Consider the following 15,789-nt stretch of genomic DNA (forward strand, 5'->3'; position numbering starts at 1 on the left):
GCGACAACGTTGGTATGACAGTCAAACTGCTCGCGCCAATCGCCATGGAAGAAGGTCTGCGTTTTGCAATCCGCGAAGGTGGCCGTACCGTCGGCGCCGGCGTCGTTGCAAAAATCCTGAAGTAATTAGAGTCAAGGGCAGGTGCCGAAAGGCGCCCGCCCTTTTTAGTTTAGTAGTGCAGGTCTAGGGGCATAGCTCAATTGGCAGAGCGTCGGTCTCCAAAACCGAAGGTTGGGGGTTCGAGGCCCTCTGCCCCTGCCACCACAGAAATAAAACTACGCATAGTGCATTTTTAGTGCTTGCGTGAAGAACATGTCAAATACAACGATTGAAAACGTCACTAGCACTGCGGACCGACTGAAGTTGGCCTTGGCTGTGCTCGTCATTATTGCTGGAATCGTTGGTTTCTCTATGCTTGAGTCAAAGATTCCTTTGGTTGGGCGTATCGCAGTTTTCATTGGAAGCTTGATCCTGGCCGCGATAATCGCATGGTTCAGTGAGCCAGGCCGACGCACGATCGCATTTGCACAAGATTCATACAACGAAGTGCGCCGCGTTGTCTGGCCTACACGTAAAGAAACCATGCAAATGACAGGCATCGTATTTGCCTTTGTTGCTGTCATGGGATTGTTTTTGTGGGTGTTGGACAAGCTGATTGCATGGCTGTTGTTTGGTGTTTTGCTGGGCTGGAAATAACAAGGACGATCCATGAGTAAACGTTGGTATGTCGTTCATGTCTACTCCGGCATGGAAAAAAGTGTCCACAAAGCCATGCTCGAGCGCATCGAGCGTGCTGGTTTGCAAAACTATTTCGGCAAGGTTTTGGTGCCTTCCGAAGAAGTGATCGAATCAAAAGGCGGTCAAAAGTCTATTTCTGAGCGGCGGATTTTTCCGGGATATGTGCTTGTCGAAATGGAACTGACAGATGAAACGTGGCATGTCATTAAAAATACGCCCCGCGTAACAGGTTTCTTGGGTGGTTCTGGTAACAGACCCACACCGATTTCTGAAAAAGAAGTCGCCAAGATTTTGTCGCAAATGGAAGAAGGTGTCGAAAGACCCCGTCCAAAAGTATTGTTCGAAGTGGGCGAAATGGTCCGCGTCAAAGAAGGCCCGTTTGCAGACTTCAATGGCAACGTTGAAGAAGTTAATTATGAAAAGAGTAAGGTGCGTGTATCGGTTGCGATTTTTGGTCGATCCACACCTGTCGAATTAGATTTCAGTCAGGTTGAAAAAACCTAATTTATTAACCCCGGGGAGCTTGGCGCTTAATAACGCTGGCGTTTGAACCCGTAAGGAGCAAAGCATGGCGAAGAAAATCGTCGGCTTCATCAAGCTGCAAGTACCAGCTGGTAAAGCTAACCCATCACCACCGATTGGACCCGCATTGGGCCAACGCGGCTTGAACATTATGGAATTCTGTAAGGCTTTTAATGCCAAGACCCAAGGTCTTGAGCCAGGCCTGCCAATTCCTGTTGTCATTACAGCGTTTGCTGACAAGAGCTTCACTTTCATCATGAAGACGCCACCAGCGTCTATCCTGATCAAGAAAGCTGCCGGCATTCAAAAAGGTTCCCCACGCCCGCACACTGACAAAGTCGGTAAGTTGACGCGCGCTCAGGCAGAAGAAATTGCGAAAGCAAAGGCGCCTGATTTGACAGCGGCCGACTTGGACGCAGCAGTGCGCACAATTGCTGGTAGCGCTCGCAGTATGGGCATCACGGTAGAGGGACTCTGATCATGGCTAAAACATCTAAGCGCATGGCCGCAATCGCTCAAAAAATTGAGCGAGCCAAACTTTATCCTGTTACAGAAGCCATCACGTTGGTGAAGGCATGTGCAACAGCCAAGTTTGACGAATCAATCGACGTTGCAGTTCAGCTTGGAATTGATCCAAAGAAATCGGATCAGCTCGTGCGTGGCTCAGTCGTTCTGCCAGCAGGAACAGGTAAATCTGTTCGTGTCGCTGTGTTTGCTCAAGGCGAAAAAGCCGAGCAGGCTAAAGCCGCAGGTGCAGATATCGTTGGAATGGATGATTTGGCAGAGCAAATCAAGGGCGGAACTTTCAACTTTGATGTTGTGATTGCTTCTCCTGACACAATGCGAATTGTGGGTACCCTGGGTCAAATCTTGGGTCCTCGCGGTCTGATGCCAAACCCAAAGGTTGGCACGGTCACTCCTGACGTTGCTCAGGCAGTTAAAAACGCTAAAGCCGGTCAGGTTCAGTACCGTACAGACAAAGCAGGTATTGTTCACGCAACAATCGGTCGCGCATCTTTCGCGGTCGAACAGCTGCAAACAAACCTTGCCGCGCTTGTGGATGCCTTGAATAAAGCGCGTCCCACAGCTTCCAAGGGTGTATACCTGCGTAAGTTGGCCGTTTCATCCACAATGGGTGGTGGAGCGAAAATTGAAGTTGCATCACTGACGGCTACACAACAGTAATCGTCAGTTAATACAGACTTTGGGCTGCACCCGGCTTGTCCGGGTGTTGCTGTCAAAGACCGCTGGAGTCGAGACGGGTTGATAGAAATTTTTTCTACGACCATCGAAACTTAATCCCAGGTTGTTTCTGGATCCAGCGCAGATGGCGTCCACGGAAGAATTCTTGTTTTTAAGAACTCGACCAGGTTCGCCGCGTTCGGTTGATGCAAAGGGAATCATCCCCGCGCATCTTTTGATGGAGTGTTCAAACCGTGAGTCTCAATCGTCAAGAGAAAGCGATCGTAATCGAGGAAGTCACGACGCAAGTCGCGAAAGCCCAATCGATTGTGGTTGCAGAGTACCGTGGTCTGGACGTCGCCTCTGTCACCGTACTGCGCAAAACTGCGCGTGAGTCAGGTGTGTATCTCCGAGTCCTCAAAAACTCGCTGGCACGCCGAGCTGTCGCAGGCACGCCTTTCGAGGCTTTGTCCGACAAATTGGTGGGTCCACTGATCTATGGCATCAGTGCTGATCCAGTCAATGCTGCAAAAGTGCTTTCCGCATTTGCGAAAGACAACGATAAGCTGGTCATCAAGGCAGGGGCATTGCCCAACAGCCTGTTAGATGTCAACGGTGTTAAGGCCTTGGCCACGATGCCCTCACGCGAAGAGTTGCTCTCCAAATTGCTTGGCACGATGCAAGCTCCGATTGCGCAATTTGTACGTACCCTTAATGAAGTTCCGACTAAGTTCGTGCGTGGCCTTGCGGCTGTGCGTGATCAGAAAGAAGCTGCTTAATACAGCTGAAAGAAACTTCGTTGAACGACAAGCGATACCAACCCCTGGCATATTATTTAATCTGGAGTTCTACAAATGGCTACTAAAGCTGAAATCCTCGACGCAATCTCTAGCATGACTGTGCTTGAGTTGTCCGAGCTGATCAAAGAAATGGAAGAGAAGTTTGGCGTGTCGGCTGCTGCTGCCGCTGTTGCTGTTGCAGCACCTGCTGCTGGCGGCGGTGCTGCTGCTGCTGAAGAGCAAACAGAATTCACAGTGATGCTGACAGAAGCTGGCGCTAACAAAGTTAGCGTGATTAAAGCTGTTCGCGAACTGACAGGTCTTGGCTTGAAAGAAGCTAAAGATCTGGTTGATGGCGCTCCTAAGGCAGTTAAAGAAGGTGTTGCCAAGGCTGATGCTGAAGCTGCAAAGAAGAAGCTTGAAGAAGCTGGCGCTAAAGCTGAACTGAAATAATTTTTTCAGTGACCGCCCGGGAAAGCAGATATTGCATTCCCGGGCGTTTGCGCTTTCAGAAAACCTCTCTTAAAGCAGTTGAGTAGTCGGGTTTTCTGAAGTCGTTTGAAGTACCTGCAGTTCCTTAAGTCATACCCTGTGGCCGTGGTTGACGGCCTATGTAACTTCGAGTCGGAGTGCTCATGCCTTACTCGTTTACCGAAAAAAAGCGCATCCGCAAAAGCTTCGCGAAGCGTGAGGACGTGCAAGACGTTCCCTTTCTGCTTGCGACACAGCTTCAATCTTATCTAACCTTCTTGCAAGCTGATACCGCACCTTCTGCTCGTAAAGAGCAAGGATTGCAGGCAGCCTTTAGTTCAATTTTCCCCATCTCCAGCCACAACAACATGGCTCGTCTCGAGTTCGTCAGCTACGGCTTAGGCGAACCTGTGTTCGATGTCAAAGAGTGTCAGTTGCGGGGCTTGACATACGCTTCACCACTGCGTGCGAAAGTACGCCTGGTTCTGCTTGACCGCGAGGTCAGCAAGCCAACAGTGAAGGAAGTCAAAGAGCAAGAGGTCTACATGGGCGAAATACCGCTCATGACTAGCACCGGCTCTTTCGTCATCAATGGCACCGAGCGTGTCATCGTATCCCAGCTCCATCGCTCGCCCGGCGTGTTCTTTGAGCATGACCGCGGCAAGACCCACAGCTCGGGCAAGTTGTTGTTTTCGGCTCGTGTGATCCCTTACCGTGGCTCATGGCTCGATTTCGAATTTGACCCGAAAGACATTTTGTTTTTCCGGGTTGACCGTCGACGCAAGATGCCTGTCACGATTTTGCTCAAGGCGATCGGATTAACACCCGAAGCCATCTTGTCACAATTCTTTGAATTCGATCAATTCGAATTACAAAGCGAGGGTGGCATGATGGAGTTCGTCGGTGACCGTTGGAAGGGTGAAGTTGCCCGTTTCGATATCACTGATCGCACGGGCAAGGTGCTTGTTGAAAAAGACAAGCGTGTCAATGCAAAGCATCTGCGCGATATCGCAGCGGCCAAAATTCAGCGCATTTCTGTGCCTGAAGATTTTCTGATTGGCCGTGTGATTGCAACGAACATCGTGGATGCTGAAACAGGTGAGTTGATTGCTTCGGCAAATGACGAGATTACCGAAGGTACGCTGAGCGCATTGCGCGCAGCCGGTATCACTACGATTCAAACGCTCTACACAAACGACCTCGATCGCGGTCCGTTCATCTCGCAGACATTGCGCGCAGACGAAACCGCTGATCAGATGGCCGCTCGTGTGGCGATCTATCGCATGATGCGCCCTGGCGAGCCACCAACCGAAGATGCGGTTGAAGCCCTCTTCCAGCGTCTGTTCTACAGCGAAGAAACCTACGATTTGTCACGCGTGGGTCGCATGAAGGTGAACAGTCGTTTAGGTCGTGGCGACGACATTACCGGCCCAATGACACTGACAAACGAGGATATCCTCGAAACAATCAAAGTGTTGGTTGAGCTGCGTAACGGTCGCGGACAGATCGATGACATCGATCACCTTGGCAATCGTCGCGTGCGTTGCGTCGGTGAATTGGCAGAAAACCAGTTCCGCGCAGGTTTGGTTCGTGTTGAGCGCGCAGTCAAAGAGCGCTTGGGTCAGGCAGAAACAGAAAATCTGATGCCGCATGACTTGATCAACTCTAAGCCTATTTCTGCAGCGATCAAGGAGTTCTTCGGTTCAAGCCAGCTTTCCCAGTTTATGGATCAAACGAACCCTCTTTCCGAAATCACGCACAAGCGTCGCGTTTCGGCATTGGGACCTGGTGGTTTGACTCGTGAGCGCGCAGGCTTTGAAGTCCGTGACGTGCATCCAACGCATTATGGTCGTGTATGTCCGATTGAGACACCTGAAGGACCAAACATTGGTCTGATCAATTCCATGGCACTCTATGCTCGTTTGAACGAGTATGGTTTCCTTGAAACGCCCTATCGCAAAGTTGTCGATAGCTGCGTCACAGATCAGATTGAATATTTGTCCGCGATCGAAGAAAGCAACTACGTAATTGCTCAGGCAAACGCAGAGTTGAGCCCGACAGGCAAGTTCACGGACGACCTCGTCGCATGTCGCCAGTCAGGCGAGACATTGCTCACGGCTCCAGCGAATGTGCATTACATGGACGTTGCGCCATCGCAGATCGTGTCTGTTGCTGCTTCGTTGATTCCTTTCCTCGAGCACGACGATGCAAACCGTGCGTTGATGGGTGCCAACATGCAGCGTCAAGCTGTGCCATGTTTGCGTCCAGAAAAACCTGTGGTTGGTACCGGTGTTGAGCGCACAGTTGCGATCGACTCTGGCACAACGGTTCAAGCTTTGCGCGGTGGCGTTGTCGATCACGTTGATGCAGATCGTATCGTGATTCGTGTCAATGACGAAGAAAACGTAGCAGGTGAGGTCGGTGTAGATATTTACAACCTGATCAAATACACGCGCTCCAACCAAAACACCAACATTAACCAGCGCCCGATCGTGCGCCGTGGTGATATTGTTGCCGCTGGAGACGTGTTAGCGGATGGTGCATCAACAGATCTGGGCGAACTCGCTCTGGGTCAAAACATGTTGATCGCCTTCATGCCTTGGAACGGTTACAACTTCGAAGACTCGATTTTGATTTCTGAAAAAGTTGTAGCAGACGATCGCTACACATCGATCCACATCGAAGAACTTACCGTTGTCGCTCGCGATACCAAGCTCGGTGCCGAAGAGATCACACGTGACATCAGCAATCTGGCAGAAACACAACTCAATCGTCTCGATGAGTCGGGTATCGTTCACATTGGCGCAGAGGTGCGTGCCGATGACGTGTTGGTTGGTAAGGTCACGCCCAAGGGTGAGACCCAGCTGACACCAGAAGAAAAACTGTTGCGTGCGATTTTCGGTGAAAAGGCCTCAGACGTTAAAGACACATCATTGCGCGTGCCTTCAGGCATGGTCGGAACAGTCATTGACGTGCAGGTCTTCACACGCGAAGGGATTGTGCGGGACAAGCGTGCTCAGTCGATTATTGATGATGAGCTGCGTCGCTATCGCCAGGATCTGAACGATCAGCTGCGTATTGTTGAAAACGATACCTTCGATCGTATCGAAAAGTTGCTGATCAAAAAGATCGTTAACGGTGGTCCTCGCAAGCTTGCCAAAGGTACGGCTTTGACCAAAGAGTATTTGGCAGAGCTGGATCGCTGGCAGTGGTTCGACATTCGTTTGGCTGACGAGGCGCATGCAGTTGTGCTTGAGCAGGCCAAAGAGTCTCTTGAACAAAAGCGTCATCAGTTTGATCTGGCTTTTGAAGAAAAGCGTAAAAAACTGACGCAGGGCGATGAGTTGCCACCAGGCGTACTCAAGATGATCAAGGTTTACCTCGCCGTCAAGCGTCGCTTGCAGCCTGGCGACAAGATGGCCGGTCGTCACGGTAACAAGGGTGTTGTATCGCGTATCACTCCGGTTGAGGATATGCCGCACATGGCGGACGGAACACCGGCTGACATCGTGCTCAACCCATTGGGCGTGCCTTCGCGAATGAACGTTGGTCAGGTTCTTGAGGTTCACTTAGGTTGGGCTGCCAAGGGTCTGGGCCAGCGCATCGGCGACATGCTGCGTGATCAGCAAAAAGTCGAAGTGAAAAAGATTCGCGCGTATCTCGACAAGGTTTACAACGGTACAGGCACGGGTGCCCGTATTGAAGAGCTCAATGATGACGAAGTCATTGAACTTGCTCAGAACCTGAAGAATGGCGTTCCTTTTGCTACACCCGTGTTTGACGGTGCGACAGAAGCTGAAATCACCAAGATGCTCGAGTTAGCTTACCCGGACGAAATCGCCCAGCAAATGGGTCTGACAGAGTCGCGTACGCAAGCCTGGCTTTATGACGGACGCACTGGCGAGCAGTTCGAGCGCCCTGTCACCATGGGCTACATGCACTATCTCAAGCTGCACCACTTGGTTGATGACAAGATGCACGCGCGTTCAACAGGTCCTTACTCTCTCGTGACACAGCAACCTCTGGGCGGTAAAGCTCAGTTTGGTGGCCAGCGTTTCGGTGAGATGGAAGTCTGGGCACTCGAGGCGTACGGCGCGTCTTACACGCTGCAAGAGATGTTGACGGTGAAATCCGATGACATCAACGGCCGCACCAAGGTATACGAAAACATTGTCAAAGGCGATCACACGATCGATGCGGGCATGCCCGAATCGTTCAATGTGTTGGTCAAGGAAATTCGTTCCTTGGCGCTTGACATGGATCTGGAGCGTAAATAATGAAAGCGCTACTCGACCTTTTCAAACAGGTTTCGCAAGACGAACAGTTCGATGCCATCAAAATTGGCATCGCTTCACCCGAAAAGATCCGCTCGTGGTCTTACGGTGAAGTGCGCAAGCCAGAAACAATTAACTATCGAACCTTCAAGCCAGAGCGCGATGGTTTGTTTTGCGCGAAAATTTTTGGTCCCATCAAGGACTACGAATGTTTGTGCGGCAAATACAAGCGCTTGAAGCACCGCGGTGTCATTTGCGAAAAGTGCGGTGTTGAAGTCACTGTCGCAAAAGTGCGTCGCGAGCGGATGGGTCATATCGAACTGGCCAGTCCTGTTGCGCACATTTGGTTCTTGAAGAGCTTGCCATCCCGTTTGGGCATGGTGCTTGACATGACCTTGCGTGACATTGAGCGCGTGCTTTATTTTGAAGCATGGTGCGTGATCGAACCTGGCATGACCCCGCTCAAGCGCGGTCAGATCATGTCGGACGACGATTTCATCGCCAAGACAGAAGAATACGGTGATGATTTCCGTGCGCTGATGGGTGCCGAGGCTGTGCGCGAATTATTGCGCACGATCGACATCGATCGCGAAGTGGAAACATTGCGCGGAGAACTCAACGCTACGACCTCAGAAGCCAAGATCAAGAAAATCTCCAAGCGACTTAAAGTGCTTGAGGGTTTCCAAAAGTCTGGCATTAAGGCTGAGTGGATGGTCATGGAAGTGCTGCCCGTGTTGCCACCGGACTTGCGTCCTCTGGTACCTCTGGACGGTGGTCGTTTCGCGACCTCTGACCTGAACGATTTATATCGTCGCGTGATCAACCGTAACAATCGTCTCAAGCGCTTGCTCGAGCTTAAAGCTCCTGAGATTATTTTGCGCAACGAAAAGCGCATGCTGCAAGAGTCCGTAGACTCCTTGCTTGACAACGGTCGTCGCGGCAAGGCCATGACGGGCGCAAACAAGCGTCAGCTCAAGTCTCTCGCGGACATGATCAAAGGCAAGAGCGGGCGTTTCCGTCAGAACTTGCTTGGTAAGCGCGTCGACTACTCCGGCCGTTCCGTGATTGTGGTGGGTCCACAGCTCAAACTGCATCAGTGCGGCTTGCCAAAGCTGATGGCACTCGAGTTGTTCAAGCCATTTATTTTCAGCCGTCTCGAGTTGATGGGTCTGGCCACAACGATCAAGGCTGCCAAGAAGTTGGTTGAAAGCCAGGAGCCTGTGGTTTGGGATATTCTCGAAGACGTGATTCGTGAACATCCGGTCATGCTGAACCGTGCGCCAACGTTGCACCGTTTGGGCATCCAGGCTTTCGAGCCGGTTCTGATCGAAGGTAAAGCGATTCAACTGCATCCGTTGGTTTGCGCGGCATTCAATGCCGACTTCGACGGTGACCAGATGGCTGTTCACGTACCGCTGTCGATTGAGGCGCAGATGGAAGCCCGCACGTTGATGCTGGCTTCAAACAACATCCTGTTCCCTGCAAACGGCGAGCCATCGATCGTTCCTTCACAGGATATCGTGTTGGGCTTGTATTACGCCACGCGTGAACGCACAAACGGCAAAGGCGAAGGCATGTTCTTTGCCGATGTTGCCGAGGTGCAGCGTGCGTACGACAACCGCGAGACTACTCTGCAGACACGGATTACTGTTCGTCTGCCCGAGTGGACACGTAATGCAGATGGCGAGTGGGTTGCTGGTGTGCAAAGAGTAGAGACCACAACAGGTCGTGCCTTGCTGTCAGAAATTTTGCCACGCGGTTTGCCTTTTTCCGTGTTGAACCGCGCGCTGAAAAAGAAAGAAATCTCACGCCTGATTAACCAATCCTTCCGTCGTTGCGGTTTGCGCGACACCGTGATTTTTGCTGACAAACTGATGCAGGCCGGTTTCCGACTTGCAACACGTGGCGGCATTTCGATCGCGATGGGCGACATGTTGATCCCTGAAGTCAAGGGTGACATCTTGGCCGAAGCCAGCCGTGAAGTGAAAGAGATTGACAAGCAATATTCGTCCGGTCTCGTCACCTCGCAAGAGCGCTACAACAACGTCGTGGACATCTGGGGCAAGGCTGGCGACAAAGTCGGCAAGGCCATGATGGAACAGTTGGCAACAGAGCCCGTTGTCGATCGTCATGGCGATCATGTGCGTCAAGAGTCTTTCAATTCCATTTACATGATGGCGGACTCGGGTGCGCGTGGTTCAGCTGCTCAGATTAGACAGCTGGCCGGTATGCGTGGACTGATGGCCAAGCCAGATGGTTCGATTATTGAAACACCTATTACAGCGAACTTCCGCGAAGGATTGAACGTACTTCAGTACTTCATTTCTACGCACGGCGCGCGTAAAGGTTTGGCGGATACCGCGCTCAAGACAGCAAACTCGGGTTACCTGACACGTCGTTTGGTTGACGTGACACAAGACTTGGTGATCACCGAAAACGATTGTGGCACGACCCATGGTTATTCGATGAAAGCCTTGGTCGAGGGTGGTGAAGTGATCGAGCCCTTGCGTGAGCGTATTCTTGGTCGTGTTGCAGCGGTTGATATCGTCAATCCAGACACTCAGGAAACAGCGATTGCATCGGGTACGTTGCTTGACGAAGACTTGGTGGATTACATCGACAAGCTTGGCGTGGACGAGGTGCGTGTACGTACTCCTCTGACTTGTGAAACGCGTCATGGTTTGTGCGCGCATTGCTATGGCCGCGATTTGGGTCGCGGCTATCTGGTCAACGTCGGTGAAGCTGTGGGTGTCATTGCAGCGCAATCGATTGGTGAGCCAGGTACACAGCTGACGATGCGCACGTTCCACATCGGTGGTGCTGCGTCTCGCGCAGCAATGGCAAGCGGTGTTGAAACGAAATCCAATGGTGTCGTGCGTTTTGCAAGCACCATGCGTTACGTGACAAACCCTAAAGGCGAACGTGTTGCTATTTCACGCTCTGGTGAAATTGTCATCTATGGTGACAATGACCGTGAGCGCGAACGTCACAAAGTGCCTTACGGCGCGACGCTGCAAGTCAACGATGGCGACGTCTTGAAAGCAGGCGCGCGTCTGGCCACTTGGGATCCGCTGACCCGTCCAATTATTTCCGAATACGCTGGGACTGTGCGTTTCGAAAATATTGAAGAAGGCGCAACGGTTGCCAAACAGGTTGATGATGTGACGGGCTTGTCCACCCTCGTGGTGATCACGCCCAAGACACGTGGCGGCAAGATCGCCATGCGTCCACAGATCAAGCTGATCGGTGAAAAAGGTGAAGAAGTCAAGATCGCGGGTACGGATCACTCAGTGAATATTTCGTTCCCCGTTGGCGCGCTGATTACGGTGCGTGATGGTCAACAAGCCCAAGTGGGCGAGGTGCTGGCGCGTATTCCACAAGAATCGCAAAAGACTCGCGATATTACCGGCGGTCTGCCACGCGTGGCCGAGTTGTTCGAAGCACGTTCACCCAAAGACGCTGGCATGTTGGCCGATGTCACGGGTACGGTTTCGTTCGGCAAGGACACCAAGGGCAAGCAGCGCCTGGTGATTACCGACCTCGAAGGCATTGCACACGAGTTCTTGATTCCTAAAGAGAAGCAAGTGTTGGTGCATGACGGCCAGGTTGTGAATAAAGGCGAAATGATTGTTGACGGTCCCGCCGATCCGCATGACATTCTGCGTTTGCAGGGTATCGAGCGTTTGGCGACCTATGTCGTGGATGAAGTTCAGGACGTGTATCGTTTGCAAGGCGTGAAGATTAACGACAAGCACATCGAGGTGATTGTTCGCCAGATGTTGCGTCGTATCAACATTGTTGATGCAGGTGATACATCCTTCATCCCTGGCGAGCAGGTCGAGCGTGCCGAGTTGCTCAATGAAAATGATCGTATGGAAGCTGAAAACAAGCGTCCAGCAACTTACGACAACATTTTGTTGGGTATCACGAAAGCTTCGCTGTCGACAGACTCTTTCATTTCAGCGGCTTCCTTCCAGGAAACCACACGCGTACTCACCGAGGCTGCCATTATGGGCAAGCGCGACGATTTGCGTGGACTGAAAGAAAACGTCATTGTGGGTCGCTTGATTCCAGCTGGTACCGGAATGGCGTACCATGTTGCACGCAAGGAAAAAGAAGCAATCGAAGCGGCAGAACGCGAGGCCGCACGACAGCAAGCCAACCCATTCGAAGATGCACCTGCTGCTGCTGAAGCACCAGAAGCAACTGAAGAATAACCAGAAGTTTGTACGAAAATCAGTACATCAAGACTCAACAGAACTTAGCAAAGGTTTTTACAGCCTTTGCTAAGTCGGTTGACAGTAAATAAGGATTTACGCTAAGCTATAAGGCTTACCGTATTTTTTGGGGACTCAACAGCTCTGGGCTTGTTGATGCGCCCTGGTTTGAAAAGCAATACCCGCTCTTTTACGGATTTCCGTTTGATGGTGGGTTTGCGCGAGCTGCCCAGGAACGGGAATACTGAGAACGCGTCGTAGAGGGTGAATTTCAGGGTGAAATACACCGCACGCAAGTATCAGAAATAAAAGGGAATTTGAGGTTATGCCAACCATTAGCCAACTCGTGCGCAAGCCGCGCGAAGTCAGCGTTTCTAAGAGCAAGAGCCCAGCGCTCGAAAACTGCCCTCAGCGACGCGGTGTGTGCACACGTGTGTACACAACAACACCTAAGAAGCCAAACTCGGCGTTGCGTAAAGTCGCCAAAGTGCGTCTGACCAACGGTTTTGAGATCATTTCGTACATTGGTGGCGAAGGCCACAACCTGCAGGAACACTCGGTCGTGCTCGTGCGCGGCGGTCGTGTAAAAGACTTGCCAGGTGTGCGTTACCACATCGTTCGCGGTTCACTCGATTTGCAGGGCGTGAAAGACCGCAAGCAATCGCGTTCCAAGTACGGTGCCAAGCGCCCCAAACAAGCTAAGTAATCAAGCAGCAAATAAAGTAGCACTGAAATGTGCAGCCAAAAAGCAATAGCAATTTGGCATCGTAAGTGATCTACCCGATGGTAGATCGTGGCTGTGGCCTAAAGGCTACGGTTCAACTGAAATGACACAAAGGAATTGATATGCCCCGTCGTCGCGAAGTCCCCAAACGTGACATCCTGCCCGATCCAAAATTCGGCAGCGTCGAGCTCGCTAAATTTATGAACGTTGTGATGTTGTCCGGCAAAAAAGCTGTGGCAGAGCGCATTATCTACGGTGCGCTGGATCAGATTCAGACTAAGACAGGCAAAGAGCCAATCGAAGTCTTCAATCTGGCCATCAACAACATTAAGCCAATCGTTGAAGTAAAAAGCCGCCGTGTTGGTGGTGCCAACTATCAGGTGCCGGTGGAAGTTCGCCCGGTCCGTCGTTTGGCATTGGCCATGCGCTGGTTGCGTGAAGCCGCGAAAAAACGCGGTGAGAAGTCAATGGATCTGCGCCTCGCTGGCGAGCTGCTCGATGCAGCAGAAGGCCGTGGTGCTGCCATGAAAAAGCGTGATGATACGCACAAGATGGCTGAAGCTAACAAAGCATTCAGTCATTTCCGCTGGTAATTTAAGGATCAACCATGGCCCGCAAAACCCCGATCGAGCGCTACCGCAACATCGGTATCTCTGCCCACATCGACGCAGGGAAGACCACAACTACAGAACGAATCTTGTTCTACACCGGTGTCAATCACAAGATTGGCGAAGTTCACGATGGCGCAGCCACGATGGACTGGATGGAGCAGGAACAAGAGCGCGGCATCACGATTACGTCTGCCGCAACCACTGCCTTCTGGAAAGGCATGGGTAACAATTATCCAGAGCATCGCATCAACGTGATCGATACTCCCGGACACGTTGACTTCACCATTGAAGTTGAACGTTCAATGCGTGTGCTTGACGGCGCCTGCATGGTTTACTGCGCTGTGGGTGGTGTTCAGCCTCAGTCTGAAACTGTATGGCGCCAGGCTAATAAATACCGTGTGCCACGTCTGTCCTTCGTCAACAAGATGGACCGCACAGGCGCGAACTTTTATAAAGTTTACGATCAGCTCAAGACACGCCTCAAGGCGAATCCAGTGCCAGTCGTATTGCCTATTGGCGCCGAAGAAAAGTTCACTGGTGTCATCGATCTCGTCAAGATGAAAGCAATCATCTGGGATGAGGCGAGCCAAGGCATTAAATTCGACTACGTCGACATTCCTGCCGATATGCAAGAACTTGCAGACGAGTGGCATGAAAAACTGGTTGAAGCCGCAGCCGAGTCATCAGAAGAGCTGATGAACAAATACCTCGAAGGTGGCAAGCTGACCGAAGAAGAAATCCAGCTCGGAATCCGTACGCGCACAATCGCTTGCGAAATCCAGCCGATGCTTTGTGGTACAGCCTTCAAAAACAAGGGTGTACAGCGCATGCTCGACGCTGTGATTGAGTATTTGCCTTCGCCAGTGGACATTCCACCAGTCAAGGGTGAGCTCGATGATGGTACTGAGACCAGCCGTAAAGCAGATGATAATGAAAAGTTTGCAGCGCTTGCATTCAAGTTGATGACCGACCCCTATGTTGGTCAGTTGACTTTCGTGCGTGTGTATTCTGGCGTTCTGAAGTCGGGCGATACCATTTACAACCCGATTAAGGGTAAGAAAGAGCGTATCGGCCGTATCTTGCAGATGCACGCAAACAACCGCGAAGAAATTAAAGAAGTGGTTGCAGGTGACATCGCCGCTGTGGTCGGTTTGAAAGACGTGACAACGGGCGAGACTTTATGTGATGTGGATTCACACATCATGCTTGAGCGTATGGTGTTCCCCGAGCCTGTGATTTCGCAGGCTGTTGAGCCCAAGACCAAAGCAGACCAAGAAAAAATGGGTCTTGCCTTGTCCCGTCTCGCGCAAGAAGATCCTTCATTCCGCGTTCGTACGGATGAAGAGTCTGGCCAGACCATTATTTCCGGAATGGGTGAGTTGCATCTGGAAATTATCGTCGACCGCATGAAGCGTGAGTTCAGCGTCGAGGCAAACGTTGGTAAGCCACAAGTGGCCTACCGTGAAACGATTCGTAAAGTTTGCGAAGAGATTGAAGGCAAATTCGTCAAGCAATCAGGTGGTCGCGGTCAGTATGGTCACGTTGTCCTGAAGCTAGAGCCCCTGCCACCAGGCGGCGGTTACGAGTTTGTCGACGCCATTAAGGGCGGTGTGGTTCCTCGTGAATACATCCCTGCAGTGGACAAAGGCATCCAGGAAACACTGCCATCAGGTATTTTGGCCGGCTACCCTGTCGTTGATGTTAAAGCGACATTGTTCTTCGGTTCATACCACGACGTTGACTCAAATGAGAACGCGTTCCGCATGGCAGCTTCAATGGCTTTCAAAGACGGTATGCGCAAGGCAAGTCCTGTGCTGCTTGAGCCGATGATGGCTGTTGAAGTTGAAACACCCGAAGACTATGCCGGTACTGTGATGGGCGATTTGTCCTCACGTCGTGGCATGCTCCAGGGCATGGATGACATGGTTGGTGGTGGCAAGGTCATTAAGGCCGAAGTCCCTCTGGCCGAGATGTTTGGTTACGCGACAAACCTGCGTTCATTGACGCAAGGTCGTGCAACTTACACGATGGAATTCAAGCACTACTCCGAAGCTCCCAAAAATGTGGCCGATGAAATCATCGCTGCCCGTGGCAAGTAATTAAGTTAGAGGAAAATCATGGCAAAAGGTAAATTCGAACGCACCAAACCACACGTTAACGTCGGCACAATCGGCCACGTTGACCACGGCAAAACGACGTTGACCGCAGCGATCACGACTGTTCTGTCCAAGAAGTTTGGTGGCGAAGCAAAAGACTACTCGCAGATCGACG

13 protein-coding genes and 1 tRNA gene are annotated in these 15,789 nt (G+C 51.5%); all 14 read left to right on the plus strand.

Going from position 1 to position 15,789, the window contains the following annotated elements:
* Positions 1–125: EF-Tu C-terminal domain-related protein (locus tag QWY30_RS15585; RefSeq protein ID WP_494338500.1), on the plus strand; the 125-nt coding region annotated here is incomplete at its 5' end.
* Between the two features lie 60 nt (positions 126–185).
* A tRNA-Trp gene (locus QWY30_RS15590) sits at positions 186–261 on the plus strand.
* A gap of 51 nt (positions 262–312) precedes the next feature.
* Positions 313–696: a preprotein translocase subunit SecE gene (secE, locus tag QWY30_RS15595; RefSeq protein ID WP_290242589.1), complete on the plus strand. Its 384-nt coding sequence runs from the start codon at positions 313–315 to the stop codon at positions 694–696.
* A gap of 12 nt (positions 697–708) precedes the next feature.
* Complete coding sequence (gene nusG, locus QWY30_RS15600; RefSeq protein ID WP_290199263.1) at positions 709–1,242, plus strand: transcription termination/antitermination protein NusG; 534 nt, start codon at positions 709–711, stop codon at positions 1,240–1,242.
* A gap of 64 nt (positions 1,243–1,306) precedes the next feature.
* Complete coding sequence (gene rplK, locus QWY30_RS15605) at positions 1,307–1,738, plus strand: 50S ribosomal protein L11 (protein ID WP_259660379.1); 432 nt, start codon at positions 1,307–1,309, stop codon at positions 1,736–1,738.
* 2 nt (positions 1,739–1,740) lie between these two features.
* The gene (gene rplA / locus QWY30_RS15610) at positions 1,741–2,445 is read left to right on the plus strand and encodes a 50S ribosomal protein L1 (protein WP_290242592.1); all 705 of its coding nucleotides are present in this window, start codon (positions 1,741–1,743) and stop codon (positions 2,443–2,445) included.
* A 251-nt stretch (positions 2,446–2,696) separates the two neighbouring features.
* Complete coding sequence (rplJ, locus tag QWY30_RS15615) at positions 2,697–3,221, plus strand: 50S ribosomal protein L10 (RefSeq protein WP_290242594.1); 525 nt, start codon at positions 2,697–2,699, stop codon at positions 3,219–3,221.
* 75 nt (positions 3,222–3,296) lie between these two features.
* On the plus strand, positions 3,297–3,674 hold the full coding sequence (gene rplL, locus QWY30_RS15620; RefSeq protein WP_290199260.1) for a 50S ribosomal protein L7/L12: 378 nt from the start codon (positions 3,297–3,299) through the stop codon (positions 3,672–3,674).
* 182 nt (positions 3,675–3,856) lie between these two features.
* The gene (gene rpoB, locus QWY30_RS15625) at positions 3,857–7,969 is read left to right on the plus strand and encodes a DNA-directed RNA polymerase subunit beta (protein WP_290242598.1); all 4,113 of its coding nucleotides are present in this window, start codon (positions 3,857–3,859) and stop codon (positions 7,967–7,969) included.
* Positions 7,969–12,183, plus strand: a complete 4,215-nt coding sequence (gene rpoC, locus QWY30_RS15630) for a DNA-directed RNA polymerase subunit beta' (protein WP_290242599.1) — start codon at positions 7,969–7,971, stop codon at positions 12,181–12,183. The genes rpoB and rpoC overlap by 1 nt, the downstream gene beginning before the upstream one ends.
* A gap of 325 nt (positions 12,184–12,508) precedes the next feature.
* Positions 12,509–12,889 (plus strand): 30S ribosomal protein S12, encoded by a 381-nt coding sequence (gene rpsL, locus QWY30_RS15635; RefSeq protein ID WP_028816413.1) that lies wholly within the window; start codon positions 12,509–12,511, stop codon positions 12,887–12,889.
* 140 nt (positions 12,890–13,029) lie between these two features.
* Positions 13,030–13,500, plus strand: a complete 471-nt coding sequence (gene rpsG, locus QWY30_RS15640) for a 30S ribosomal protein S7 (RefSeq protein WP_290199239.1) — start codon at positions 13,030–13,032, stop codon at positions 13,498–13,500.
* Between the two features lie 14 nt (positions 13,501–13,514).
* Positions 13,515–15,617 carry an elongation factor G gene (fusA, locus tag QWY30_RS15645; RefSeq protein WP_290242601.1) on the plus strand — a complete coding sequence of 701 codons (2,103 nt, stop codon included), beginning with the start codon at positions 13,515–13,517 and terminating at the stop codon, positions 15,615–15,617.
* A gap of 18 nt (positions 15,618–15,635) precedes the next feature.
* The coding region (locus QWY30_RS15650; protein WP_290242602.1) for a GTP-binding protein at positions 15,636–15,789 on the plus strand (154 nt) is incomplete at its 3' end.

The organism is Zwartia panacis (assembly GCF_030410395.1).
Taxonomy (GTDB): Bacteria; Pseudomonadota; Gammaproteobacteria; order Burkholderiales; family Burkholderiaceae_B; genus Zwartia; species Zwartia panacis.